The organism is Cellulomonas chitinilytica (assembly GCF_016862675.1).
GTDB classification, from domain to species: Bacteria; Actinomycetota; Actinomycetes; order Actinomycetales; family Cellulomonadaceae; genus Cellulomonas; species Cellulomonas chitinilytica.
On record NZ_BONK01000002.1, the window covers coordinates 152739 to 178990 of the forward strand.

The 26252-nt window shown below is 74.0% G+C and carries 18 protein-coding genes; 3 read left to right on the forward strand and 15 right to left on the reverse strand.

The genetic code is table 11. From position 1 onward, the window contains the following. Nucleotides 1-6: 6 nt before the first annotated feature. A complete protein-coding gene (locus Cch01nite_RS03280; RefSeq protein WP_239069831.1) occupies nucleotides 7-573 on the forward strand; it encodes a DedA family protein in 567 nt (188 codons plus the stop codon). Between the two features lie 25 nt (nucleotides 574-598). Here the strand turns inward: Cch01nite_RS03280 and Cch01nite_RS03285 are convergent, their stop codons facing one another. Then, the gene (locus Cch01nite_RS03285) at nucleotides 599-967 is read right to left on the reverse strand and encodes a VOC family protein (RefSeq protein ID WP_203748528.1); all 369 of its coding nucleotides are present in this window, start codon (nucleotides 965-967) and stop codon (nucleotides 599-601) included. 252 nt (nucleotides 968-1219) lie between these two features. Here Cch01nite_RS03285 and Cch01nite_RS03290 point away from each other — a divergent pair, with 252 nt between their 5' ends. After that, on the forward strand, nucleotides 1220-2395 hold the full coding sequence (locus tag Cch01nite_RS03290; protein ID WP_203748530.1) for a hypothetical protein: 1176 nt from the start codon (nucleotides 1220-1222) through the stop codon (nucleotides 2393-2395). A 64-nt stretch (nucleotides 2396-2459) separates the two neighbouring features. Here Cch01nite_RS03290 and Cch01nite_RS03295 read toward each other — a convergent pair whose 3' ends face one another. Beyond that, nucleotides 2460-3242, reverse strand: a complete 783-nt coding sequence (locus tag Cch01nite_RS03295; protein ID WP_203748533.1) for an isoprenyl transferase — start codon at nucleotides 3240-3242, stop codon at nucleotides 2460-2462. Nucleotides 3243-3272: 30 nt separating this feature from the next. Next, complete coding sequence (locus Cch01nite_RS03300) at nucleotides 3273-3710, reverse strand: NUDIX hydrolase (RefSeq protein WP_203748535.1); 438 nt, start codon at nucleotides 3708-3710, stop codon at nucleotides 3273-3275. A 168-nt stretch (nucleotides 3711-3878) separates the two neighbouring features. Here Cch01nite_RS03300 and Cch01nite_RS03305 point away from each other — a divergent pair, with 168 nt between their 5' ends. Continuing rightward, a complete protein-coding gene (locus tag Cch01nite_RS03305) occupies nucleotides 3879-4370 on the forward strand; it encodes an SRPBCC family protein (RefSeq protein WP_203748538.1) in 492 nt (163 codons plus the stop codon). Nucleotides 4371-4393: 23 nt separating this feature from the next. On the opposite strand, the gene recO is transcribed toward Cch01nite_RS03305, so the two are convergent. The 12 genes from recO to Cch01nite_RS03365 all read right to left on the reverse strand — a co-directional run bounded on the left by recO (nucleotide 4394) and on the right by Cch01nite_RS03365 (nucleotide 26166). Next, a complete protein-coding gene (recO, locus tag Cch01nite_RS03310) occupies nucleotides 4394-5125 on the reverse strand; it encodes a DNA repair protein RecO (RefSeq protein ID WP_203748541.1) in 732 nt (243 codons plus the stop codon). A gap of 228 nt (nucleotides 5126-5353) precedes the next feature. Beyond that, the gene (gene leuA / locus Cch01nite_RS03315; RefSeq protein WP_203748545.1) at nucleotides 5354-7099 is read right to left on the reverse strand and encodes a 2-isopropylmalate synthase; all 1746 of its coding nucleotides are present in this window, start codon (nucleotides 7097-7099) and stop codon (nucleotides 5354-5356) included. A 196-nt stretch (nucleotides 7100-7295) separates the two neighbouring features. After that, nucleotides 7296-8786 carry an outer membrane protein assembly factor BamB family protein gene (locus tag Cch01nite_RS03320; protein ID WP_203748548.1) on the reverse strand — a complete coding sequence of 497 codons (1491 nt, stop codon included), beginning with the start codon at nucleotides 8784-8786 and terminating at the stop codon, nucleotides 7296-7298. A 46-nt stretch (nucleotides 8787-8832) separates the two neighbouring features. Beyond that, entirely contained in the window at nucleotides 8833-10320 is a 1488-nt protein-coding gene (locus Cch01nite_RS03325; protein ID WP_203748551.1) for a PQQ-binding-like beta-propeller repeat protein, read from the reverse strand. A gap of 10 nt (nucleotides 10321-10330) precedes the next feature. Further along, nucleotides 10331-11536 (reverse strand): RDD family protein, encoded by a 1206-nt coding sequence (locus tag Cch01nite_RS03330; RefSeq protein WP_203748553.1) that lies wholly within the window; start codon nucleotides 11534-11536, stop codon nucleotides 10331-10333. Nucleotides 11537-11565: 29 nt separating this feature from the next. Beyond that, a complete protein-coding gene (locus Cch01nite_RS03335; RefSeq protein ID WP_203748555.1) occupies nucleotides 11566-13953 on the reverse strand; it encodes a transglutaminase TgpA family protein in 2388 nt (795 codons plus the stop codon). Continuing rightward, nucleotides 13950-15098, reverse strand: coding sequence for a DUF58 domain-containing protein (locus Cch01nite_RS03340; protein WP_239069833.1), 1149 nt, complete (start codon nucleotides 15096-15098; stop codon nucleotides 13950-13952). Before Cch01nite_RS03340 ends, Cch01nite_RS03335 begins: the two co-directional genes overlap by 4 nt. Nucleotides 15099-15100: 2 nt before the next feature. Next, nucleotides 15101-16060 (reverse strand): AAA family ATPase, encoded by a 960-nt coding sequence (locus Cch01nite_RS03345; RefSeq protein ID WP_203748557.1) that lies wholly within the window; start codon nucleotides 16058-16060, stop codon nucleotides 15101-15103. Nucleotides 16061-16098: 38 nt separating this feature from the next. Further along, nucleotides 16099-22149 carry an Ig-like domain-containing protein gene (locus tag Cch01nite_RS03350; RefSeq protein WP_203748559.1) on the reverse strand — a complete coding sequence of 2017 codons (6051 nt, stop codon included), beginning with the start codon at nucleotides 22147-22149 and terminating at the stop codon, nucleotides 16099-16101. Next, nucleotides 22146-23744: a serine/threonine-protein kinase gene (locus tag Cch01nite_RS03355; protein ID WP_203748561.1), complete on the reverse strand. Its 1599-nt coding sequence runs from the start codon at nucleotides 23742-23744 to the stop codon at nucleotides 22146-22148. Before Cch01nite_RS03355 ends, Cch01nite_RS03350 begins: the two co-directional genes overlap by 4 nt. Next, nucleotides 23741-25210 (reverse strand): FHA domain-containing protein, encoded by a 1470-nt coding sequence (locus Cch01nite_RS03360; RefSeq protein ID WP_203748563.1) that lies wholly within the window; start codon nucleotides 25208-25210, stop codon nucleotides 23741-23743. The genes Cch01nite_RS03355 and Cch01nite_RS03360 overlap by 4 nt, the downstream gene beginning before the upstream one ends. Further along, nucleotides 25207-26166 carry a PP2C family protein-serine/threonine phosphatase gene (locus tag Cch01nite_RS03365; RefSeq protein ID WP_203748565.1) on the reverse strand — a complete coding sequence of 320 codons (960 nt, stop codon included), beginning with the start codon at nucleotides 26164-26166 and terminating at the stop codon, nucleotides 25207-25209. Before Cch01nite_RS03365 ends, Cch01nite_RS03360 begins: the two co-directional genes overlap by 4 nt. Nucleotides 26167-26252 lie beyond the last annotated feature (86 nt).

Below are 26252 nucleotides of genomic sequence, written 5' to 3' on the forward strand. Positions count from 1 at the left end.
CGGGGCGTGACGGACGTCCGGGAGGCCTACGGGCTCGGTGGTGCACCCATCGGGATCGCCGTCATCGTGCTGTTCGCGATCGTGATGGCCCGCTCGCACGCCACCTACTGGGCCGGTCGCGCGGTCGTCCGGGGCGCCCAGCAGGTCCACGACAGCGACTCCGGACCGGGCTGGTGGCGGTCCACGATCGAGCGGCTCGAACGATGGACGAGCACGCGGGCGGCGCAGCGCGGGCTCGACCTCGTGCGGCGCTGGGGTGCCGTCGCAGTGACGCTCGCCTACCTGACGATCGGGCTGCAGACGGCGATCTTCGCCTCCGCCGGACTCGTCAAGATGCGCTACCTGCGGTTCTCCCTCGCGTCGATCCCGGGCGCGATCATCTGGGCCGTCGTGTGGGCGACCGTCGGGTTCGGCGCGTTCTGGGGGGCGTTGGCGCTGTTCGCGGCCTCCCCGTGGGCCCTGCTCGCCGTCGTCGTCGTGCTGATCCTCGTCGTCGTGTGGGTCGTCCGCAGCCGCCTGCTGCGACGCGCGGCAGACGCCCCCGAGTCCGAGCCGGCCGACGCGCTCGACTGAGGTCGCCGGCGCACGGCGGGAGCACTCAGGCCGTGGCCGCGGCCTCCGGCTGGGAGACGCAGAACTGGTTCCCGTCCGGGTCCGCCAGCACCGCCCACGAGAACGAGCCTTCCTGGTGCCGGGCGACGAACGTCGCACCCGCGGCGACGAGCTCGTCGACCGCGACAGCCGGGTCCGCCGGGTGCAGGTCGAGGTGGACCCGGTTCTTGCCGGGCGTCGGGTCCGGGACCTTCTGGAAGCCGAGCCGCGGCCCAGCACCCTCGGCGGGCACCACCATCACGAACCAGCCGTCGGTCTCGTCGACCACCGTGCCGCCGGTCCGGTCGGCCCACCAGGCCGCGAGCGCGGGGGCGTCGAGCGTGTCGAACGTGATCATCTCCACCGTGAGCGTCATGGCGCCGACCGTAGCGGCAGGGTCCGACAGCGCCCTCTCCTGCGACCAGCCACGCCCGACACCGGGGTGCCCGTTCGTGCGGCACGAACGGGCAGCCCCGACCTCGCGGCGCCCCGCTACCGTGGACAGTGCGACAGATCTCCTGCCACGACGCAGGTGCATCGCAGTGACGACGCCCGGCACACCGCTGCCCCGGACGCCCACCTTCACCACAGAGCCTCGGCGATAGCTGCTTGTTCTGAGGAGCACGCGATGCACGTTCGTCTCGACCGCAGGTTCAGCACGGCTGGATTCCTCCTGGCGCTGGCGGTGACGCTGCCCGCGCACTCCCTGACGTTCGCCCCCATCGCGCAGGCAGGGGACAGCGTCGGTCAGTACCGAGTGATCGACCTCGGAACACTGGGCGGCACGTTCAGCTCTCCCCTCGACATCAACAGTCGTGGCGAAGTGACCGGCGTCACCGTCCCGCTCGGTGACGGTGCCCTCCGTGGATTCGTCTGGAAGCGCGGACTGATGACCGATCTCGGAACCCTGGGCGGCCCCCAGGGGGCGGGCGCCAGCATCAACGCGAAGGCGCAGGTGGGCGGCTGGAGCGACATCGACGTGCCCGCCCCGCCGTCGATCTTCAACGAGACCTCACTGTTCTGCAATCCACCGATGACCAGTGGCGAGGCCGCCGTGGCATGCCGCGCCTCACTGTGGCAGCACGGCCGGCTCAGGGATCTCGGGACCCTGGGAGGCCTGAACAGCACCGCGTGGAACAAGGGCATCAACGATCGGGGGCAGGTGGTGGGCGCTGCCGAGACGGCCGTCGTCGACCCCACCTCGACCAGGGGATCACCGCAGTTCCACGCGTTCCTGTGGAGCAGCGGGAAGATGTCCGACCTCGGTGCGCTGGGGAACGATCCAGACAGCATCGCGACCGGGATCAACGAACGGGGCGAGGTCGTCGGCCTCAGCGTTGCGGATGGCGACACCTACAACGGACAGAATGTGCGCGGTTTCGTGTGGGCAGCCGGGAGGATGGCCGCGCTGGCAACCCTGGGTGGCAGCCACGCCGGCCCGGCGGCGATCAACAACCGAGGGCAGGTCGTCGGCCAGTCCCAGCTCCCGGGTGACGCCGTCAGCCACGCAGTCCTCTGGACGCACGGAAGGGCGAACGACCTGGGGACTGTCCCCGGCGACGTGTCGAGCGCTGCGGTCGACATCACCGATCAAGGCCGGATCGTCGGACAGTCCTGCGCGTCGACAGGGGCGTGTCGGGCCGCCCTGTGGGTCCATGGCAGCGCGGTCGATCTGAACACCCTGATCTCAGGCTCGTCCGGGTGGCAGCTGACAGGCGCAGCGGCCGTGAACGAGCGCGGTCAGATCGTGGGCGACGGCATCCATGACGGCGAGCCTCACGCCTACCTCCTGACACGCAAGTAGCGGAGTCTCGACCGCGACCCGGCCGTGATCGCCGCGCGCTGCACCCCGAGGAGCGCGGCTCACCTCAGGCCGAGCTGGTCCCCGGCCGGTCCACCGCGCCGCCGTACCGGCGGTCCCGCTGCGCGTAGATCTCGCACGCACGCCACAGGTGCCGCCGGTCGACGTCGGGCCACGGCTCGTCGAGGAACACGAGCTCGGCGTACGCGGCCTGCCAGATCATGAAGTTCGACGTCCGCTGCTCGCCCGACGAGCGCATGAACAGGTCGACGTCGGGCAGGTCGGGCTCGTCGAGGTACTTCGCGAACAGCTTCTCGTTGACCCGGTCGGGCTTGACCCGGCCCGCGGCGACGTCCCGCGCGATGGCCTGCGCGGCGTCCGCGATCTCGGCCCGGCCGCCGTAGTTCACGCACATGGTCAGGGTGCAGGTGCTGTTGCCGGCCGTCAGCCGCTCGGCCTCCTCCAGCTCGGAGATCACCGACCGCCACAGCCGCGGACGACGCCCGGCCCACCGGACCCGCACGCCCCACGAGTTCATGATGTCCCGGCGGCGGCGCAGCACGTCCCGGTTGAATCCCATGAGGAAGCGCACCTCCTCGGGCGAGCGCGACCAGTTCTCCGTCGAGAACGCGTACGCCGACACGTGCTGCACGCCGATCTCGATGGCGCCTGCGACGACGTCGAGCAGCGACGCCTCCCCCGCCCGGTGCCCCTCGATGCGCGGCAGCCCGCGGGCGTTGGCCCAGCGTCCGTTGCCGTCCATGACGATCGCGACGTGCTTCGGCACGAACTCGAGCGGGATCGCAGGCGGACGCGCGCCGGACGGGTGCGGGAAGGGAGGCTGAGGCACGCGCCCATTGTGCCGGGTCGGGGTCGGACCTCAGTCGACGACGGGGACCAGACCCGCGAACCGTCGCGAGGCGTCCACGAGCTCCACACGGTCGAGCGCGTCGACCTCGGCCGGCGTGAACCAGGCGGCGTCGTCGCTCGACCCGCCGACCTCCGCGGTGAGCTCGCCTCCGACGACGTGTGCCCGGTAGACGATCCGCAGCGCGTGCAGCGGCACGTCGGCGTGGGGGTGCCGGCGCTCCGTCGGGACGACCAGGGAGTCGATCCCGAGCAGGTCGTCGACCACCACGTCGTAGCCCGTCTCCTCGCGCACCTCGCGGACGACCGCGTCGACCGGGTCCTCCCCCGGCTCGATGCCGCCGCCGGGCATCGACCAGGCGATCCGCGGCGGCCCCTCGTTCCAGTGCGACAGGAGCATCCGCCCGTCGTCGTCGAGCACGACCGCGTACGCCGCGACCCTCAGCTGCACGTCACGCCCTCTCGTCGATGATCCGTCGCCGACCCTCCCACCCCCCGCCCGTCGCCGTCCATGGCGCCGCGCGGTCACCACCGGATGTGAAACTCGATGGTTGCAGATTGCGAAGTCGGCAGCTACCGTGACATGCAACACATCGGTTGCACATGAGAGGAAGCCGGCATGAGCGAGAGCCTCACCCTGACCTTCACCGTCGACCGGACCCCCGAGGAGGCGTTCACGGCGATCAACGACGTCCGGGCCTGGTGGTCCGGGCCGCCCGCCCCCACGCAGCCGCACATCGAGGGCCGCACCGACCGGCTCGGCGAGGAGTTCACCTACCTCGTCGACGGCGTGCACTACACGAAATTCCGCATCACGGAGCTCGTCCCGAGCAGCCGCGTCGCCTGGCTCACGCTCGACAGCGAGCTCACGTTCATCGCGGACCGCCAGGAGTGGACCGGCACGACCGTCACGTTCGACGTCACCGAGCAGGACGGACGTACCCAGGTCGTGTTCACGCACGTCGGCCTCGTCCCCGAGCACGAGTGCTACGACGTCTGCGACGGCGCCTGGAGCTCCTACGTCCTGGGCAACCTGCGCCGCTTCATCGAGACGGGCTCGATCCTCCCCGCCCCGAGCGGCTACCCGACGGCGACCGACGCGCTCGCCTGATCACGACGCCGGTGGTCGGGAGGTCAGACCCTCTCGACCATCGGCAACGAGCGCAGCTGGCGCTCCAGGTGGAACTGGCAGAACGCGGCGACGAGCCCGTTCCCCTCGCCCCGGTGCCGCTCGGCGCTCGCGTCGGCGACCGCCCAGTCCCCCGCCAGCAACGCCGCCAGCAGGGCGAACGTCTCCGGAGCGGGTGCAGCAGCACCCGGCGGCCGGCACGCACGGCACACGGCACCGCCCGACGCCACCGCGAACGCGGCGTGCGGGCCCGGCTCGCCGCACCGGGCGCAGTCCGTGAAGCTCGGCGCCCACCCGGCGACCGCGAGCGCCCGCAGCAGGTACGAGTCGAGCACCAGCCCGGGCGCGTGCTCCCGACCGGCCAGCGCCCGCACGGCACCGACGAGCAGCCAGTACTGCTGCAGGGCCGGCTCGTGCTCCGCCTCGACGAGCCGCTCGGCGGTCTCCAGCATCACCGTGCCCGCCGTGTACAGCGTGTAGTCCTCGCACACCGGCCGCCCGTACGCGCCGATCGTCTCCGCCTGCGTGACGATGTCGAGGTTGCGGCCCGTGCTCAGCTGCAGGTCGACGTGCATGAACGGCTCGAGCCGCGACCCGAACCGCGACGACGTGCGGCGCACGCCCTTGCCCACCGCACGGACCTTGCCGTGCGTGCGGGTCAGCAGGGTGACGATCCGGTCGGCCTCGCCCAGCTTGTGGGTGCGCAGGACGATCGCCTCGTCGCGGTAGAGGCTCACCGGGACATTGTCCCCTGCACCGCCGACACCCTCCGCGGGACACGCCTGGCCGGGGTGAGGGCGGCGTGCAGAACGGGTGCCGGCGGCGCGGGGCTCGCACGGTCAGGACGGTCGCCGGGGTCGCCGACGGCCGGCCTGCCGCATCCGTCGCGCCGCGGTGGTGGGCGGTGCGGACGGACGATCAGGACCGGCGTGCCGACGGGTCCCCGCCGGCAGACGTCGGTGGACTCAGCGCTCGTGCCGGTTGACGGCCGAGATGATGGCCTTCAGCGAGGCCGTCGTGATGGACGGGTCGATGCCGACCCCCCACAGGATCTGGTCGCCGATCGCGCACTCCACGTACGCGGCGGCCGTCGCGTCACCGCCCGACGAGAGGGCGTGCTCGGCGTAGTCGAGGACGGCGATGTCGACACCGACCTGCTTGACCGCGTCGACGAACGCCGCCACCGGGCCGTTGCCCGACCCCTCGAGGGTGCGCGGCACGCCGCGGTCGAGCAGATCCACGCCGAGCGTGTCCGGCCCCTCCTCGACGCTCGTCGCCCGCGTGGCGCGCAGCTTGAACCGCCCCCACGGGTCCAGCGGACCGCCCGGCTCGACGGGAAGGTACTCGTCGTTGAAGATGCGCCACAGGTCGTCCGCGGTGACCTCCGAGCCGTGCTCGTCGGTGTGCCGCTGCACCACCTGGGAGAACTCGATCTGCAGCCGGCGCGGCAGGTCCAGGTCCTTCTCGGACTTCATCAGGTAGCTGATGCCGCCCTTCCCGGACTGCGAGTTGACCCGGATGATCGCCTCGTACGAGCGGCCGACGTCCTTCGGGTCGATCGGCAGGTACGGCACGGCCCACACCAGGTCGTCGACCGCCTTGTGCTGCCGGGCCGCGTTCGCCTCCATGGCCGTCAGGCCCTTCTTGATCGCGTCCTGGTGCGAGCCCGAGAACGCGGTGAAGACGAGGTCGCCGCCGTAGGGGTGCCGCTCGGCCACCGGCAGCTGGTTGCAGCGCTCGACGGTCCGGCGGATGTGGTCGATGTCCGAGAAGTCGAGCTCCGGGTCGATGCCCTGGCTGAACAGGTTGAGCCCCAGCGTCACCAGGCACACGTTGCCGGTCCGCTCGCCGTTGCCGAACAGGCAGCCCTCGATGCGGTCCGCGCCGGCCAGGTAGCCCAGCTCCGCGGCCGCCACGCCGGTGCCCCGGTCGTTGTGAGGGTGCAGCGAGAGCACCACGTTCTCGCGGTGGCGCAGGTTGCGGCTCATCCACTCGATCGAGTCGGCGTACACGTTCGGGGTCGCCATCTCCACCGTCGCCGGGAGGTTGATGATGACCTTCTTGTCCGACGTCGGGCCCAGCTCGTCGAGCACCGCGTTGCAGATCCGCAGCGCGAACTCCAGCTCCGTGCCCGTGTACGACTCGGGGCTGTACTCGTAGAACACCTCGGTGTCCGGGACGAGCTCCTCGTACTTCTTGCAGAACCGCGCCCCCGACACCGCGATGTCGACGATGCCGTCCTCGTCGGACCGGAACACGACCTCCCGCTGCAGCGTGGACGTCGAGTTGTACAGGTGCACGATGGCCTGCTTGGCACCGGCGATCGCCTCGTACGTGCGCTCGATCAGGTGCTCACGGCACTGGGTCAGCACCTGGATGACGACGTCGTCCGGGATCCGGTTCTCCTCGATGAGCATCCGGACGAAGTCGAAGTCGGTCTGCGACGCCGACGGGAAGCCGACCTCGATCTCCTTGAACCCCATCTGCACCAGCAGCTCGAACATCTCGAGCTTGCGCGCCGGGTTCATCGGCTCGATCAGGGCCTGGTTGCCGTCCCGCAGGTCGACCGCGCACCAGCGCGGGGCCTTCGTCACCTTCGCGTCCGGCCACCGGCGGTCCGGCAGGTCGACACGGATCTGCTCGTGGAACGGGCGGTACTTGTGGATCGGCATCGTCGACGGCCGCTGGGGGCTCGTCTCGAGGTAGCTCATCGGGTTCTCGTCCTTCGTTGCGGTTTCGGCGGGCTCAGCCGGCGCACGGAACTCCGCGACGAGGATGCGGCCTAGAGGGCCTCGTCGCGGCAGCGAAGAAGGAGGGTGATCCGGAGCACGTCGTCACCATACCCCTGCGAGCGCGCAGGTCCGCAAGCCGGTCCGCGCCGCAAGACAGCCCGCCCCGCACCGGTCGTCACCGCAACGCGACGAGGTCGCCGTCGCCGGCGGCGTACAGGTGCCCGCCGAGCTGGATCACCCGGCTCGTCCCGTCCGGCAGCGGCGACGTCCAGTCCACCCGCCCCGTCTCGAGGTCGAGCGCCATCAGCGTCGCCCCCTCCTCCGGCGTCGTCCGTTCCAGGACGAGGTGCCGGCCGTCCGTGAACGCCCGGCCCAGACCCAGGCCGAACGTGCGACGCCACATCTGCACGCCGTTGCGCGAGTCGACACCCACGAGCGCCCCCGCGACCCGCAGCACGACCCGGTCGCCCACGACGGCGGCGATCTCCCGCGCCGGTGCGAACGCGCGCCACACCGGCTCCGAGCGCCCCGGCCGGTACGCGCTCACCCGTCCGACGAGAGGCCCGCCCGCGAGCGCACCCGAGGTGAAGACGAGACCCGACGCGTCGTCGTCGACCTCGGGCTCCACCGGGACCCCCCTCGCGGTGAGCCACGGCTCGCCCTCACCGGTCGACAGGTCCGACATCACGTCGACCCCGACCGCCTCCAGCCGGTACCGGGTCCGCACGAGCGTCCCGTCCGCCAGCATGCGCGTCTCGTCCGTCCCGGCCGTCCGCTGCGCGGGCCGCACCCGTTCCCCCGTGGCTGCCCGCAGCACGAGCGTCGCGCCGCTCACGGTCGCGACGACCAGACCGCCCCCCGCCCGCAGCGTCACGTCACCGACGGCGGGCACCGTCACCGCGGCACCGTCGAGCCGCTCCCAACGGACCTGCGCGGTCAGCGGGTCGATCCGGCGCACCGCGAACGCGCCCCACCAGTACGTCGCGACGACGACGTCCCCGCCGGTCATGGCCGCCGCGACGACCCGACCCTCGACGCGGTGGGACGCGAGCACGTCGCCCGTGCGCGCGTCCACCACGAGCAGCACCGCAGGTGCCGGCTCGGGCGGCCGCTCACCCGGCGCGAGCGCACGCTGGTCCGGCGGCGGCCCCTCACCGGCCAGGCACACCAGGTGGCCGGCGAGCTCCTGGCACCGCACCTGCGTCGGCGACGGCTCGGCCCCGAGCGGGACGGACCAGCGGCGGGCGCCCGTCACGACGTCCAGGCCGACGAGCGCTCGGTGCTGCAGGTCGGGCCCGTCGACGACGACGATCGTGTCGCCGACGAGCAGCGGCGGCACGCTCTCGTCGTACGACGCCGACCACCGCACGGCGGGACCCGCGTCGAGCACGTGGACCGCACCGGGGAACGCCGTGGCCGCCAGCACGTGCCGACGCTCCTGCGCCGTGACGATCGCCGGCGCCGCCAGGCCGAACGCCACGACCAGGCCCACGAGCGCGGCCACCGCCGCCGCCGCGAGGAAAGGACGCCGCACCGCCCAGCCGCCGAGCCGCCGCCCCTCGTCCTGCCACCGCGCCGGCGCCGGGCGCAGGTCCGCCGTACCGTCGGCCTCGACCTCGTCGACCACGACGGACTGCATCGGCGCCCCGAGGCTCGCGGGCCTCATGCACCCACGGTAGACCGCGCGCCGCAGGGCGCCGCCCCGCTCCGGCTCAGTGCAGGACGACGGTCTCGTTCGCGGTCTCGACCACCAGGCTGCCCCCGACCCCGACGACACGCTGCACGTGCGACGGCAAGGACACCGACCAGAACCGGGTGCCGTCCTGCACGCCCAGCCCGACCAGCATCGGAGTGCCGGCGTCGTCGATCGCCGGGCCGATCACGAGGCTGCCGTCCGAGATCGGCCACCACGGGACCTGCTGCCCCACGTCGAACGACCACAGCTCCTGCCCGTCGGCGGCGTCCACGACCCCGTAGTGGGTCAGACCGGAGACGAGCAGCCGGTGCGCGACGATCGTCCGCACGTCCAGCGCCTGGTCCGCGGTCCACCGCCGCTCGCCCGACTCCGCGTCGATCGCGGACAACGACTTCCCGTCGTCGAGCACCACGACGTCGCCGGTGCTCCCGTCGTCGACGGTCGGCTGCACGGGCAGCCCCGGCACGTCGTACAGGACCTCGCCGTCGCGGTCGTACATGTGCCCGCCGCCCACCGAGGCCCAGGTCGCGAAGTGGTCCCCGACGGAGGAGACCTGGAGCCCGCGGAACCGCGGGCCGGCCAGCAGGACGTCGCCGTCAGCACCGTCGAGCACCACCGTCGACGAGTCGTCGACGACCACCACGTCGCCGTCGGACCGGACAGTCGGGACCGTGCCGGACCCGGCGTTCGGCAGCAGGCTCGGGCTCCGGTAGGACCACACGACCTCACCGGTCACCCCACGGCGCCGCTCCACCACGAACCGGCCCTCGTCGACCCAGCCCAGGACGACGTCGTCGGCGACCCGGGACGCGTCCACCGTGCCCTCGGGGACGTCCCACCCGCCGAGCCGGTGCCCGTCCGACGCCGACAGCGCCACCACCCGTGCCCGCACGGGAGTCTCCCCGACCGCGGCACGCGAGTAGAGGACCCCGGGACGGGTCACCAAGCACAGGAGCGTCGGCCCGACGTCGCCCCCGTCCGACGCGCACCACGCCGCGCTGCTCTCGAACCCCGCGCGCTGCGGCGGTCCGAGCGTCACCGTCCACCGGACCGCACCGGACGCCGCGTCGTGCGACGTGGCGACCCAGCCCTGCGGCGTCTCGCTGACCAGCACGAGCGTGTCGCCCGAGGCCACGATCCCGCCGACCGCGGGGACCGCACCCGCGCGCCAGGCCTCCGAGGGAGCGCCGTCGAGCGGCCGCACCAGGCCGGGCACGGCACCGATCCGCGCCACGTAGGCCCGGTCACGGGCCGCGCTGACGAGCGACGTGACGGCCACGGCCAGGACGACCACCGCCGCCAGCCACCACCACCGGCGGAGCCACCGGCCGGCACCACGACGGACCGGTGCAGCGCCCGACGCGTCGCCGCCGGGGTCCCGCTCGCCGGCGCGCTCGTGGACGGGCCGTCCGTTGTCGTGCGGGTGGTGCCTGGCGTCGACCTCGAGATCGGGGTCGTCGACCTCGATCTGCTGCATCCTCGCAGCCGGGCGCCTGCCAGCCATGACGTCGAGCCTAGGACAAACCGGGCAGTCCCGGGGCCCGGACCAGGCGCAACGAGCAGTCCCCGAACGTCACCGTCGAACCGACGCGCAGACGCACCTGCTGGTCCACCCCGCACACCACCTGACCCCCGTCCGGCAAGGTCACGACCGTGCCGTTCGTGGACCCGCGGTCGGCGATCCACACCCCGCCGGGCTCCACCCCGATCTGCAGGTGCGTCTTCGACACCGAGCGGCCCGGGTCGACGACACGGACCAGCTGGACGTCCACGTCGGAGGCCGGGTTGCGGCCCACCAGGGCAGTCCGCTCGATCGTGAGCAGCCGCCCGTCGCTCAGCTCGACCTCCGCGCTCGCGGGCGGCAGCGCACCACCCACGGACGGCTGCGCGACCACGTCACCACGCGGTGCGGCCCGACGCGTCACCTCCACGTCGGGGTCCAGGCCGACGGGCTCGGCGACCTGCCGGACGATCGGGACGGCACGCGTGTCGAGGTCCGGGCCGCTGCGCCGCGGGGCGAGCGGGGCGAGGACGAGCGACGGCTGCGCGCCCTCGTCCAGCCACGCGTCCAGCTGCGCCGTCCCGCCCGCGGCCTGGCCCGCCCACGCCGGGACGGACGCCGTGGTCGTCCGGGGCTCCACGTGCTCGTTCCCGTCCGGGGGCCACGTCGTGCTCACGGGGACGGCGAGGGCCGCCGCGCGCTCCGCGACGCCGCCCCCGCGCACGTCCAGCACCTCGTCGCGCGCCGCGAGGTCGAGCCAGCCGCGCCGTCGCCCCGTGCGGTCGAACAGCGGCGACACGAGGACCAACAGCTGGCCGACGCCGCACGCGAGCGACCCCGCCACCAGGACCAGGCCACGGCCGAGCACCCGCGAGGCGCCGATCGGCCGGCGGGACTCCACGTCGAGCGTCCGCAGACCCGTGAGGAGCCGGCCGACCGTCCAGCCACGACGCGCGAGCGTCATCCACTGCACGACCAGGACCACCACGACGAGCAGCGCGCCAACGAGCACGGCCGGACCCGACGGCTCGACGACCGTCACGCCGGACCCGTCGGCGGGGGCCCGCAGGCTCACGGCCCAGCTCAGCCACGCCCGCGCGACGACCCACCCGCCGAGCAGGAGCACGAGGGCCTGGTCCACGAGGTAGGCGGCGGCGCGGCGGCCCAGCGTGGCCAGGGCGGCGTCGTCGGCCGGCGTGGCGGGGAGGTGGTGCTGCACTGGGGCTCCGTCGGGTGGCGTGGTCGGGGTCATGACGAGGTGCCTCGGCCGCCGCGCGGCCTGGGCCGGTCGGCGGCCGGAGCCGGGCCACCGGCGGGCCCGCGGCCACGTCGGGTGTCACGACGCTGGCGGCGGCGGTGACGCAGCGACGCCGTCGAGACGCGGGAACGCCAGCGGCGACGCCATCCGACACCGCTGCGCATCGCCTGCACGGCGGCCTCGACCTGCGTCCAGTAGGCCGCCGCGGCCGTGTCGTCCGGGGTGCCGGCGCCGAAGACGGCGTGGTCCGCGGAGCGGGCCAGGTCGCGCACCGTCGCCTGCACCGTCGCCGCATGCTCCTCGGGGGCGTCCGCGAACGACGACGCGAGCACGTGCGCGGACTCCAGCCGCGTCGCGGTCGGCGGGCACGGCCGGCGCAGGTCCCGGGCGGCGTCGACCACCTCGTCCCAGCCGCCCGCGACCCGGACGACCGAGTCGGGCTCCCGGCGACGACGACGCCGGCGCCGGGCCTTCAGCGCGCCCACCACCAGGAACGGGGACGCGAGCACCAGCAGCGGGACGGAGGCGACGCCCGCCACCTCGGCGACCTTGCGCCACGCCGCGTCCGACCCGCGCTGGTCGTCGTCGGTGTCGTTGTTCGGCTGCTCGGTGTCCTCGTCGGGCGGGTTCACCACCGCGGGGGGTGCCGGTGGCGGCTGCACGACCTGCGGGTCCGGCTGGGTCGGCTTCTGCTCGACGTCCTCCTGCGGGGTCTGCGTGCGCGGCGGCGTCGGGTCGAACGGCACCCATCCCTGCCCCGCGAACGCGATCTCGACCCACGCCTGCACGTCCTCGCCGTGCACCTCGACCGGGCCGTCCGTGCCGGACGCCTCGGGCACGAAGCCCAGCACCACGCGGGCAGGAAGTTTCATCTCGCGGGCGAGCAGCGCCAGCGCGGCCGCGTACTGCTCGCCGTCGCCGACCATGACGTCACCGGCGAGCAGCGACGTGATCCGGTCCGCACCGTGCCCGGACAGCGACGGGAAGTCCCCCGCCTCGATGTTGCCGTGGCTGAAGTACCCCTCCTGCGAGAGCCAGTCCGTGAGGGAGCGCGCGATCCCGACGGGGCTGCCCGCGTCGCGCGCGACGTCGGTCGCGGTGACCGCCACGGCGTCGGGCGCACCGACCACGGCAGGCTGCGGGAGGGTGTCCGCCGGCGCCCGACCGATCTCGTCGTCGTCGGGCGTCCGCGGGACCACCACGTCGGCGCTGTAGGTCAGGCCCTTGTGCACGCCGCCCGTGAGGACCGCTCCCCCGGTCGCGTCGTTGTACCGCAGCCCCGCGGCGGCATCCAGGTCGTCGACCCGGATCGACCGGGCCTGGCCCACCGTCGGCAGCCACACGCCGTCGAGACCCTCGACCGTGAACTCCACGTGCGCCTCGTCGCCGCGCACCGACGGCTCGAGGTCGTCACCGACCCGGCGGAACTCGCCCGACGCCTCGGCGCTGCCGCTGCCGGCGACGTTCCAGACGACGCCGTCGTACCGGTCCATGGTCGCCAGGCGGACCCGGGCACCAGCCGGCAGGCCCTCGACCGTGAACAGCGTCGTGTCCTCGTCCTTCTTGACGAACTCGCGGAACGCCGCGAGCGGGCTCGGGTAGTCCCGGGGGTCGAACGGCGGCACGATCTCGTCGCGCACCACGAGCCGGGGCGTCTGCCCGACGACGGCGGGGGCGGCCGCGACGCCCGCCACGCCGGCCACCGTCAGCAGCAGCGCCGAGGCGACGACCCGACGGACCCGGAACGCCCCCGACCGGGCCACCGCCCACGGGAGCAGCACGAGCGCGAGCACCGTGCCGGTCAGCACGGGCGGCACCGTCGGGTTCCGGGTGCCGAGCACGATCACCGCGACCATCACGGCGGGCGGCACGAGCGCCGCCGTCGTCGCCGCGGTCCCCCGACCCACGCGCAGGGTCAGCGCCATCGCGGTCACCGACCCGACGAGCGCCAGTAGCAGGGCGGCGACCAGCAGCGAGCCCGTCGTGCCGACCGGGGGCTGGAGCGTCAGCAGCTGCTTCCACGCCGCCGCCGGACCGTTGACCAGCGCCGACAGCGTCGCGCGGGTCGGCAGCACGCCGTTCATCGTCGTCGGCGCCGCGAGCGGGCCGCCCACGAGCGCGTAGCAGGCGATCACGGCGGCCACGGTCGTGACCGCCGACCAGCGCCACACCGCCGAGGCCACGGCGACGGCCGTCCCGAGCAGGAGCCCGCCCGCGACCGCCGGCAGCGCCGACGTCCCGCCGTACACGGCGAGCAGAGGCGTCAGGACGAGGGCCAGGCAGCCGACGAGGCACAGCACGTCGACGAGCGACTGGACGGGCGTGCGCGGCCCGCCGGAGGTGGAGGCGCGGGCGGGCACACGGGCAGTGACGGTCATGCGACCACCCGGCGCATCAGCCGCGGCAGGTCGTCGAGCGTGCCGATCGTCGCGAGGCTCAGGGACCCCTGGGTCCGCACGGACACGTCCGCACCCCGCTCGCACCGGACCACGACGGTCCGCGTCCCCGTCGCCACGTGCCGTGCGCCCAGGCGCAGGTCGGACTCGGCCGGGACCGAGCCGCTCACGAGCATCGCGACGGACGCGTCCGGCGCCTCGCGCGCCACCCGACGGCCGAGCAGCGCGGCGCCCGCCCCGCTCGGGGCGAGCTCGAGGCCCGAGCAGTCGTCGAGCAGCAGCGCGGGGGTCTGCACCCGCAGCGCACCCGGACCGGCGAGCACCGCGAGGTCACGCTCCTCACGGATCGTCTGCACACCCACCGACGCCACGACGGACACCGCGAGCTCGAACTCGTCGTCGTCCGCGTAGTCCCGCGGGTCGGTCGCCAGGACCAGCGCCGTCTGCGTGCGCCGGGTGTCCTCGAACTGCTTCACCATGAGGCTGCCGCGCCGGGCGGTCGTCCTCCAGTGGATGTAGCGGCGGTCGTCGCCCGCGACGTAGTCGCGCAGGGCGTGGAACGACAGGTCGGAGTCCGACAGGTCCCGGGTGGACTGGCCCTCGAGGTCCCGCAGGAGGCCCGCGCTCGCCCCCGCGAGCGACACGAGCAGCGGGTGCACGTACAGGTCGACGGGCTGCGTCCACAGCACGCTGCGGCGGGCCAGCCCGAACGGGTCGCCCCGCACCGAGCGCACGGGGCCCACCACGACCACGGCACGCCGCGACGTCGGGATCGCGAAGAGCTCGTCGTGCGTCGCGCCCGCCGCGAGCCCCGGGACACCGAGGTCCGCGACCGCCGCGCCCACCGGCAGCTCGATGCGCGACGGGAGCGACCGGCGCCGCCCGACGTTGCGCACCTCGACACGACCGACCGCACGCTCCCCGATCCGCACCCGCCGGTCCGCCATGTCGAGGCGCACCTGGTAGCGGCTGCGGCCGGCCGTCAGCAGGAGCGCCACGACGACGACCGCGACCAGGGCGGACCCCAGCGCGGCCGCCTCCAGCCAGCCGAACCGACGGCCCAGCACGAGCGCGACCACGGCGACCGCGGCCACGCCCCAGCCGAGCGGGGAGATACGCAGGCTCACGCTCAGACCGCCGCCCGCAGCACCGGCGGCGCGGTGTGCTCGAGGATCCGCTCGAGCACGTCCGCGGCCTTCACGCCCGAGAACTCCGCCTCGGTGTCCAGCACCAGCCGGTGCGCGAGCACGGGCTGCGCCAGGTCCTTCACGTCGTCCGGGATGACGTAGTCGCGACCCTGCGACGCCGCCCACACCTTCGCGCACCGCACGAGCGCGAGACCGCCGCGCACGCTCGCGCCGAGCGCCGTCTGCGCGTCGTCACGCGTCGCCTCCGTGAGGCGGGCGACGTAGTCGAGCACGGTCGCGTCGACGTGCACCGTGAGCGCGATGTCGGCCATCGTGCCGACGGCCTGCGTGGTGATGCGCGGCTGCAGGTTCGTCGTGCGGTCCTTCGCGCCACCGAGGATCTCCACGGCCGACGCACGGTCCGGGTAGCCGAGCGACGTCTTGATGAGGAACCGGTCGAGCTGCGCCTCCGGCAGCCGGTACGTGCCGGCCTGCTCGATCGGGTTCTGGGTCGCGATCACCATGAACGGGCGGCCGACCGGGTGCGTCACGCCGTCGACCGTGACGTTGCCCTCCTCCATGACCTCGAGGAGCGCGGCCTGCGTCTTCGGCGACGCCCGGTTGATCTCGTCCGCCAGCACCACCGACGCGAAGATCGGCCCGGGGTGGAAGTCGAACCGGTGCGTCCCCTGGTCGTAGATCGTCACGCCCGTGACGTCCGACGGCAGCAGGTCCGGCGTGAACTGGATCCGGTGCTGCGTGCCCTGGACGGTCGCGGCGAGCGCCTTCGCGAGCGACGTCTTGCCGGTCCCGGGGGCGTCCTCCAGCAGCAGGTGGCCTTCCGCGACCATCGCCGTGAGGGCGAGGCGGACGGTGCGCTCCTTGCCGAGCAGCGCCTGCCCGACGTTCGAGACGAGCGCGTCGAAGGTCTCCGCGAACCACGTGCTCTGCTCGGGGGTCATGGTGGGGTTTCTCCTTGGTGCGGGGGTGGTCGGGCTGGTCATGCGACGGTGGCGCGGACCTCGGCGGGAGGTCCGCTGCCGACGGGGTTGCTGGCGGTGACCCGGATCAGCACGTCGCCCGCCTTGAGCTTGTCGACCGTGATCGGCGACGGGGTGGCGTTGGTGTGCCCGTCCTTGAGCGTGCTGCCGTCGGCGACCGACACGACCTCCCAGTCGTAGCCGTTGACCGCGCGACCGCCGTTGTTGGTCGGTGCCGCCCACGAGAACGTCACCGTGCCGGCCGGGGAGCCCGTCGCCACGCTGATCGTGGGCGCACCGGGCGTCGTCGGCTGTCCCGGCTGGGCGGACGCGGTGTCCGACCAGTCGCTCCAGCCGAGCTTGTTCTGGACGCGGAAGCGGGCGTTGACCCTCGACGTCGACGTGTACGGCGAGTCCGGCTGGGTCGTCGTGACCGTCCCGTTGACCCAGTACTCGCGGGCCGTGATCGGCGACGCGCCGTCGGCGCCGTCCGTGAACGTGAGGTTCACCTGGTCCACCCCGGCGGAGGTGGCGGACGCCTGAGGCTTCTGCGGTGCGGTCTGGACCAGCACGCTCCCGGACGTGGCCGGGTCGCCCGCCATGTCGTCGCGCGAGCTGACCGCGGTGACGGTGAACGGGCCGCTGGTGCCCGCGGCCAGGCCCTCGATCCGCACCGACCGGGTCGTCCCCGGGACCTGGGTGCTGTACCCGGGACCGGTGACGACGTAGCGCGCGATCGTGATCCCCGCGCCGCCCGTCTCCGCCGGTGCCTGCCACGTCAGGTCGACCCGGCCCTGACCCCAGGCGGGGGTGTCGCCCGCCGGGACGGCCAGCGTCACGGACTGCGGCGCGGTCGGCGCGCTGACGGTCTCACCGGTCGCCGAGCCAGGCGCGGACCAGCCGGCCTTGTTCCGGGCGCGGACCACGACCTGGTACTGGTGGCCGCGCTGGGCAGGGGCGATCGCGTACGTGGTGACGTCCGCGCCGAGCGCGACCGGGGCACCGCCGTCGACCGTGAGCTCGTACCCCTGGACGGCGTCGCCGTTGTTGGCCGGCGGCGTCCAGGACACGTCGATGCGGGCGTCGCCGAACCAGCCCGTGGTGCTCCTCGTCGCCGTCACCGCCGGCGCGTCCGGGACGGCCGCCGGGGACATCGGCTGCGAGAACGGGCTCCACGAGCTCGGGTCGGGTGCCTTGTTGTGCGCCCGGACCCGGACCGTGTACGCCGTGCCGTTGCGCAGGCCCGTGAAGGTGGCGCGCGGCGTCGAGACGGTCGTCGAGCCCCCGCCGGTCAACGGCAGCGGTGAGATCTCGACCGTGTAGCTGGTCACGGGCGACCCGGGCGACGTGGGCTCCGGCCACGTGGCGGTGATCGACCGGTCCCCGAACTCGAGCGTCGGCGCGGTCGGCGCGTCGGGCACGGCGTCGGGACGCGCGGGGGCCGACGGGCTGCTCGGGTCCGACAGGTCGACGGCGTTCTGCGCCGCCACCGTGAACGTGTACTCGACGTCGTTCGTGAGGTTGTCGATCGTGCAGGTGGTGCTCGCGCACTGACGGGTGATCCCGCCCGGGCTCGCGACGACCCGGTAGCCGGTGATCTCGGCCCCGCGGTTGTCGGGCGCGTCCCACTGCAGCACGACCGTCCGGTCCCGCACCTCGAGCACCTTGGGCGACGTCGGCTGCGCAGGTCGGCCGCGGACCACGACCGTCACCCGGGCCTCGACCTCACGGTCCGGGTCACCGGTGACGTCCCGGACCCGGACGCGGGTCACCATCCGGCCGATGAAGCCGACGGCCGGGCGCACGCTCACCGAGCCGCCCGCGGTCGACGCGGTGCCCGCACCGGGCGTCTCGACCGTGGCACCGAGCAGCGTGAGCGGCTCCGGGAACGGGTTCCAGGCGTGCCCGAGCACGTCGAACGTCGTCTCACGGCCCTCGACGCCGACCTGCTCCTGCGGCTCGACGCGGGCGACCGCACGCGTGCTCGCGATGACCCGCAGGGAGACGGCGGCGTCGAGCGAGCCGGTGCGGCCGTAGCCGATGCGGAGATCGACCTCGTCGGTGCGGCCCTTGGGGGTGTGCACGTCCGCCGACACCTTGAGCACGCTCTTGTCGAGCTCGACGACGAAGCCGTCGGGGATGGCGGACGCGATCTGGTACGTGTACCGGGCGTCGTCGGACGTCTGCCCCTCGGGGCCCGTGGTGAACGACCGCAGGTCCACGGAGATCGGGGCCTCACCGGGGGCGACGTCGATCGTCGACGGGGTGAACGTCGGCGGGTGGTCGTCGACGGCGTAGACCTCGATCGGCAGCGTGATGAACGACGAGTTGGCGCTCGTGTCGCCGGCGCCCGCGGCGTCGGTGACCTCGAGCGAGATCGACGCGGGCCCGGCGTAGCCGGGCGCCGACGTGAACTGCAGCGTGTGGCTGTCGGCGACGAGGTTCGTGCCGTCCGACTTCGTCGCGGTGACCCCGACGGGGTCCTTCACCGACGCCTTCTTGCCCGGTGCGACCTTGACCTGCTCGTCGAGCGGGATGACGAGCTTCTCGCCCGACGCGACCCGCAGCTCGGGGGCGTTGGGGCGGACCGTCGGCCGGAAGAACCCGAGCGCAGGCACGGTGATGAACGCGTACGACGACGCCGACGTGGCGTCCGGTGCCGTCGTGTTCGTCAGCAGGTACGGCAGCGTCTGGGTGTGGTCGACGAGCGTGACCAGGACGTGCCCGTCGGGCGTGACCTGCGCGACGTCCGCGACCGACCTGGGCACCGAAACCGCGAGGTCGCTCAGCGGGCCGCTCGGGTTCTGCGCCACCGCCAGCACGTCGACCGAGACGTCCGACCGGCCGATCGTGTCCGTCGCCGGGACGACGACGTCGCGCGCGATCGGCGGCTGCACGGGGGCGTCGTCCGTCACGGTGATCGTGAGGACGGCCGAGTCGCGCCCGCCGCGGGAGTTCTGCGCGGTGTACGCGATCTGGATGACCGTCGCCTCGTCGGGGGCGTGCACGATGATCCGGCGGCTGTCGACCTTCGCGTCGGTGCCCTCCGGCATCTCCAGGTCCGGCGCGAGCTCGAGCTCGTCGCCGCTGGAGTCGACGTCGTTCGCGAGCACCCGGACCTCGACCGTCTGGCCGGGCGTCACGGTGACGGCGTCGTCGCGTGCGACGACGCTCGCCGCACCGGTCGGCCGCTTCGCGATGCCGACCCGGATCGTCGCGACGGCGCGCTGCCCCGCCCAGTCCTCGACGGCGTACGTGAACGTGTCCGTCCCGGACTCGCCGGGGATCGACTCGTACAGCAGGTAGTCGGCGCCGACGGTCGTCACGCGACCGTGCACGGGGGCCTGCGCGACACCGAGCAGGGTCACGCCGTCACCGTCGGGGTCGATGCCGACGAGGGGCACGTCGATGCGGACGGTGTCCCCGGCGAAGACGCGCTCGACCAGGTCACGGGGACGCGGGGGCGACTTGGTCGCCGCGTCGGACGCGTGCACCCGGACGGTGACCTGGGCCGCGGTCTTGTTGCCGGTCGAGTCCCGCACGGAGAACGTCGCGTGCGCGGTCAGCGGCGCGTCCGGCGCCTGGTACCGCAGCACGTCGCCCGAGACGAACAGCAGGCCCTCCCCGGGCCCGAGAGGCTCGGCGAGCTCACGCTCGAGCGTGAGGTGGTCGCCGTCGGGGTCGTACGCCGACTCGAGCGCCGGGATCGTCACGACGCCGCCCGTGCGGACGCTGACCTCGATGTCCTTGACGACGGGGGGCTGCGAGGTCGCGGTCGGCGGCACGGGGTGGACGACGATCTCGCCGATCGCCTCGGCGGCGCCGTTCGACACCACGTACCGCAGCGCGACGGGCCCCTCGAGGGTGCGCTGGGCGCGGATCTGCACGAGGTGGTGGTCGAGGATCGCGACCTTCAGGCCGGCGCTGTCCCCGCCGTCGATCGACAGCAGGACGAGGACCTTGCCGGCCGGGTCGCTGTCGTTGTCGAGCGGGTCGACCGTCACCTCGCCGCCGGCGGGCAGCAGCGCGAGGTCGCGCACCGCGACGGGCGGCTCCGCCTGCTCGGGCCACTCGCGCACGTCGACGCGGGCGAGCCCCGTGGCCTGCTGCGGCCCCGCGGCGATCACGAACGGCACGTAGTACGGGCCGGGCCGCGCCGCCTGGAACGTGAAGGTGCCGGCGTTGAGGTCCGCGACCGTCGTCGCGCCCGCCACCTCGTCCACGCTCGCCAGCCGCGCCGGCTCACGGCCGGTGCTCCGCACCGCGGCGAGCGGATTGACCGTGACCGGCTGGTTGACGTACGTCACGGCGTGCACGGGGTCGATCTGCGGTGACAGCGAGCCGGCGGCACGGACGTCGACGTCGAGCGTGCCCTCCACCACCGACGTCCCGTCCGAGACCTGCAGCGTCACCCGCGTCCTGCCCAGCTTCGTGCCGTCCGCCTTGAACGTCACCGCACCGTCCTGGCGGAACTGCACCGAGCCCGCCTCCGCGTCGGCGGTGGCGCCCACGAGCAGCAGGTCGTCGCCGTCGGGGTCGGTGAAGTCGGCGAGCGCGTCGTGCTCCGCCTGACCACCCTGCTCCACCTCGACGGACCCGGTGCGGAGCTGGACGGGCGGACCCTGCTCGCCGTCGCCGCGGACCGTGAGGTGCACGTGGGCGGTCGACGGCGCGCTCGTGCCCCGTCCGTCGGTGATCGTGTACGTCAGGTCGGCGCTGCCCGTCGCGTCGGACGCGACGACGACCTGCAGCGCACGGCCCCCGTAGATGGACTCCAGGTGCCCGAACTCCGGGGGCAGCGGGTCGAACTGGGAGATCGCGAGGATGCCGCAGTCGGACGACGAGTCGTTGTCGATGACCGGCAGGATCGTGGTGCGCCCGGGGCGCACCCCGAACTCGTCGTCGGCCGCGGTGGGCGGGGCGGACTGGTCGGTGCACTCGGTGACCAGCTCCTGCGTCGTGTCGGGGCTGTCCGACTGCTCGTCCGACTCCTCCGGCTCCTCCTGCGGCTGGATGTCCTGCCAGTTCGGCACCCGCAGGTCGGTGTCCTGGGTCGGCATCCAGAGCCGGCCGCGCAGCGTGTCGTTGAGCACGACCATCTGCCGGTTCACCCGGAACTTCAGCACGTCCGTCGACGACATGTCCTCGAGGTCGTCCAGCCGGGGCTTCTTGCCCTCGCACAGCTCGACGTACGACCCCGTCGACGAGGCCCACGCACCGTGCGCGCACCGCCCCACCCGGACCGGCGCGGCGGGCGCGCCGTCGCCGCCTGTCTGGTGCTCGACGACGCGCCCGCCGTCCAGCGGGACCTCGAGGAGCGCGGTCCGGCTCGCGACGAGCACGCTCGACGCCTCCGGGCCCGCCTGCTGCAGCGTGAGGCCGTCACCCGTGAGCTCGACGCTGCCGTGCAGGGTGCGCAGCGTGCTGCCCGACAGGACGACCGGCTCGTCGCCGACGGCGGTCAGCTGGTCGACGTCACCCGCGCCGAGCGACCCGAGCTCCTCGAGCTGCGCGTCGCCCGAGGACACGTCGACGCGCGTGACGGCGCCGTCCTCGGGGGCGACGCCGAGCGCGGCACCGGATCGCGCGACGACGACGGCCCCGCCGTCGCCGAGCGCGAGGTCGGGCCGGTCCTGGGCCACCTGCAGCCCGCCGAGCTGTGCCACGGTCCGCACCCAGGCGTCGCCCGCGCCGTCGACGAACGACACCGTGCCGGCCGCCATCGAGACGACCGTCCCGGCCGCGGGGACCGGCGTCGTCAGCGCGACGCTCGCGGGGTCGACCACCGAGACGGTGTCCCGCTCGACGAGGAGCACGTCGCCCTCGTCCTGCAGGACGTCGAACGAGTCGCCGCCCTCGGTCACCAGGCCCGCGTTGAGCTCCTCGACGGGAACGTTGAACCGCCCGACCTTGAGCTGGCTCGTCGCGGTCAGCCAGACCGCGCCGTCGTTGAGGTCGAGCCGCGCGAGCGGGAACCCCGGGTGCACCAGGGCGAGGACCGCGACGACCACCGGCACGGTGACGACTGCGGCCGTCTTCGTGGAGCGCGACCTGAGCGCGCGCCAGCTCATGGCGCGCACCCCTGCGCGGGCGTCGCCGACGCCTGCCGGTTCGACCGGACGATCGACACCTCGATGCACACCTCACCCGTCGCCGACGCCGCCGGCACGGTCACGGTCGGCACGTCGACGATCTCGAACGTGGGCTCACCTGTCGCCGCCAGGACGCCCCACAGGTAGTGGTCGCCGTCCTGCGGCGCCGGGTTCTCCCAGGTGAACACGACCGAGCCGTCGGCCTGGCGCACGCCCGCGAGCGAGTGCGGTGACGGGACCGGCGCGGCTGCGACGTCGTCCTGCGTGCCGTCGGTGAAGTCCTGGGTCGCGCCGGGCGGGGTCGACGACCCCGGGGTGTCGTCCGACGCGGTGAGCGCGATCGCGACGGCGGCCCCGGCGACGACGAGCGCGGACACCGCACCGACGAGGACGCGCGTCCGACGTGCACCGCGCGCACGCCGCGGGTCGCCCGGGTCGACGACGAGGGCCACGTCCTCGCCGGCCGGGACGCCCACGTGCACGGCGGCCCCCGACCGGGGGTCCGTCGTCGGGGCGACGGTCACGACGGGACGCAGCCGGGTCGCGTCGTCGTCGGCCGACGACGTGGCCGCGGGGGCGACGGGAGGAGCGGGCACCGCCGGCCGGACCGTCACGATGGACCGGAGCCGGGTGGCGTCGTCGCGCTCCGGTCCCGACCCGGTGCCCGGTCCGGGCAGCGGCGGCGGCGCAGTGTCGTCGAGGTCGTCGAGCAGGTCCAGGGGCGTGACCGGCAGCCGCAGGTCGATCTCGATCTGCTGGAGCGCGCGCCCCACGGCAGCCGCCGACGGGTGCCGTCGGGCGGGGTGCTTCGACATCGCCCGCTCGAGGAGCGCCTGCAGGTCGAACGGCACGTCGTCGCGTCCGGTGGGCGGCAGCGGGCTGCGCTCGATGCGCGCCACGAGCTGCTGGGCGCCGTTCTGACCCCCCGGGACCTCGAACGGGGTGCGGCCCGCGAGGAGCGAGTAGATCGTCGCGGCGAGCGAGTAGACGTCCGAGCGCTCGTCGCCCGTGGGGTGCTCGCCGAGCAGCTCCGGCGGTGACCACGGGATCGACATGCCGACGGTCGCGCCGACGCCCGGGCCGGTGGTCGCGGCGATCCCGAAGTCGGTGAGCGCGGGCCACCCGAAGTCGGTGGTCAGGACGTTGGCGGGCTTGATGTCGCGGTGCAGGATCCCGGCCCGGTGCGCCGTCTCGATGGCCGCGGACAGCCGGACGCCGATGCGCAGCGACTCGGCGACCGACAGCCGCTCCTGGCGGTACCGCTCCGCCAGGCCCGGCCGGGAGCAGTACTCCATGACGAGGTACGGGCGTCCGTCCGCCGCGATGTCCGCCTGGTGGATCGTGACGATCGACGGGTGGTGCGAGAGCCGGGCCATCAGGTTGGCCTCGGTCTGGAAACGGGTGCGCACGTCGTCGTCGAGGCTGCCCGCCAGGAGCACCTTCACCGCGACCTCGCGGCGCGGGAGCTCCTGCTCGTACAGGAAGACGTCCGCGAAGCCCCCGAGTCCGAGCACGCGCACGTACTCGTACCCCGGGAGACGGGGCGGCGTCGAGGCTTCGCGGCGTGCGGTCACGAACCCCGCTCCACCGTGAACGTCACGCCGTCGCCGAGGTCGACGACCTCGCCGGCGCCCACGACGCTCGCCTCGCCCGGGTGCAGCCGACGGGCGCCCTCACCCGGCCGCGACACGTGCACGCCGTTCGTGGAGTCCAGGTCCGTGACCAGCACGTGGTCCCCCTCGGCGCGGACCTCCGCGTGGGTGCGGGAGATGTCCTGCTGCGGGCTGGGCACCGTCACCAGGCGCGGCAGCTCCCGGTTCGTCACCCGGGCCACCTGCGGGGCGCGCCCGAGCAGCACCGCACGGTCGAGCGTCACGACGAGACCCGTGGACAGCACGATGCGCGCCGGCTCGACCGCGGCCGGTGTCTGGAACGGGCCGGGGACCTCGTCGGACGCCCATGACGGGAGCTGGTCGCGGATCGCCGCGAGGTCGCTCGACAGGATCGTCAGGCCGTCGTGGTCGTCGGCCGAGGCGGCGCCCAGGGCCGGCTCGGCGGCGGGCTGGACGGCCGGTTCGGCGGCACGCGGGACGTCCAGGGCGTCCGGGACGTCGATCAGGCGGTGCGGGGCGGCGTGGCGGGGGCCCGAGAGGAACGCCTCCGCGGCAGCCACGACCTCGGCCAGGTCCGCGGCCCCGGGTCCGTCGAGCAGCTCGTCACCGGGGGTGGCGAGCGGGTCACGGTCGTCGGCCTCGTCGGACCAGACGTTCGCCGGGACGTCGGCGACGTCCGGCTCGAGCTCCGGCTCGAGCTCCGCCTCGAGCTCCGGCTCGACCTCCGCCTCGAGCTCCGGCTCGACGTCCCGGACCGCCTCGGCCGCCAAGGGCTCGTCGGCGCTCGCCTCGTCGGCGACGGGCACGTCGTCGACGGCGTCCTGCACGGGCTCGACGACGTCGTCCGCCGCAGGCGCCTCGACCACCGGGACCTCGACCACGGGCACCTCGATCACCGGCACGTCCACCACCGGCACGTCGATCACGGCCGGGGCGGCAGGCAGGTCCGCGCGAGGACGCTCGACGACCGGTGCCGCCTCCGCGACGGGCGCCACGTCGGCGTCCGACAGCGCGACCCACACCTCGGCCGCCCGCACGACGCCGTCGGTGACCGGCAGCGCCGAGCCCTCGGCGTCGGCCCCGGAGACGCGCACGCTGACCTCGGCGACGCCGTCGACGGTCCGCTCGCTCCACGTGCTGACGTCGCCGGCGTGCAGCACCTGGTCGGACGCACCGGTGAGCACCACCTCGACGTCACCACGCAGCGCGACGTGCACGCGCCGGCCCGTGACCGCCACGAGCGCGAAGGGGGGCAGGCCCGTCAGGCCGTCGCGGGCGAGCACGGCGAGCGCGCCCACGACGCCGTCGCCGGCCGCGTCCCACAGGGCACGGACCGCGTCGTCGTCGACGCCGGGCCCGACGAGCGCCACGAACCCCGGACGGACGACGGCGGTCCGGTCGCCGGTGGTGTACTCGGGAACGGTCATGGCCGGGTCTCCTCGGGGGTCGTGCTCTCGTCACGGGTGTCGTCGGGCGGCGGCGGTGCCGGCTCGTCCCTGCGCAGTCGGTCGATCCCCCGGGCGGGGGTCGGGGTCGTCACGGGGAACACCGGTCCGCGCGGTCGTGCCGGCCGGGGCACCGTGGCCCCGTTCAGCATCTCGTCCCACTGGTGCACGCCGAGCTCGGCGCCGGGCCGGGGCACGGTGATGTGCACGTCGTCGTGCGCGCCGGCCGAGGTCGCCACGTCGACCACGACGACGCTCACGTTGTCGCGGGCCCCCCGGTCGAGCGCGAGCCCCACGAGGGCGGCGGCGGCGGCCTGGGCGTCCTCGGTCGCGGCCAGCACGGCGGCGAGGTCCTCGTCCTGCACCTCGCGGGTGAGGCCGTCCGTGCAGATGAGGAGCCGGTCGTCCAGCCCGGCGGGCAGCAGCCAGTAGTCGGGCTCGGGCGCGTCGCCGGTGCCGAGCGCGCGCGTGAGCACGTGCCGTTCGGGGTGCTGCGCCGCGCCGGCCTCGTCGATCTCCCCCAGGTCGAGCAGCTCCTGCACGACGGAGTGGTCGACGCTGACCTGCTCGAGCGCACCGTCCGACCAGCGGTACACGCGCGAGTCACCGACGTTGAACACGAGCCAGTACGCACCGCCGTCGTGCTCGGTCACGGCCACGCCGGCGACGGTGGTGCCGCCCTGGCGTCCGCCGGTGAACTCGCCACGGATCCGAGCGGCCGTCCGCGTGAAGCACGCGTGCACGTCGTCCGCCGTCGCCGCGGCCTGCCCGGCCAGCTGCGCGAACTCCTCGACGGCGATCCGGCTGGCGAGGTCGCCCGCGTCGTGACCGCCCATCCCGTCCGCGACGAGGAAGACAGGCGGGTAGGCGAGGAGCGCGTCCTCGTTGACCTCCCGCACGAGCCCGCGATCGGTCGCGGAACCCCACGACGTGCGCACGCGACCCCCCTCATCACTCGCCACCGGCGACCCCGCCGTCGGGGGCCCGTGGAAAGCATCGGCGCACATCGTGCCCTACCTGAGCA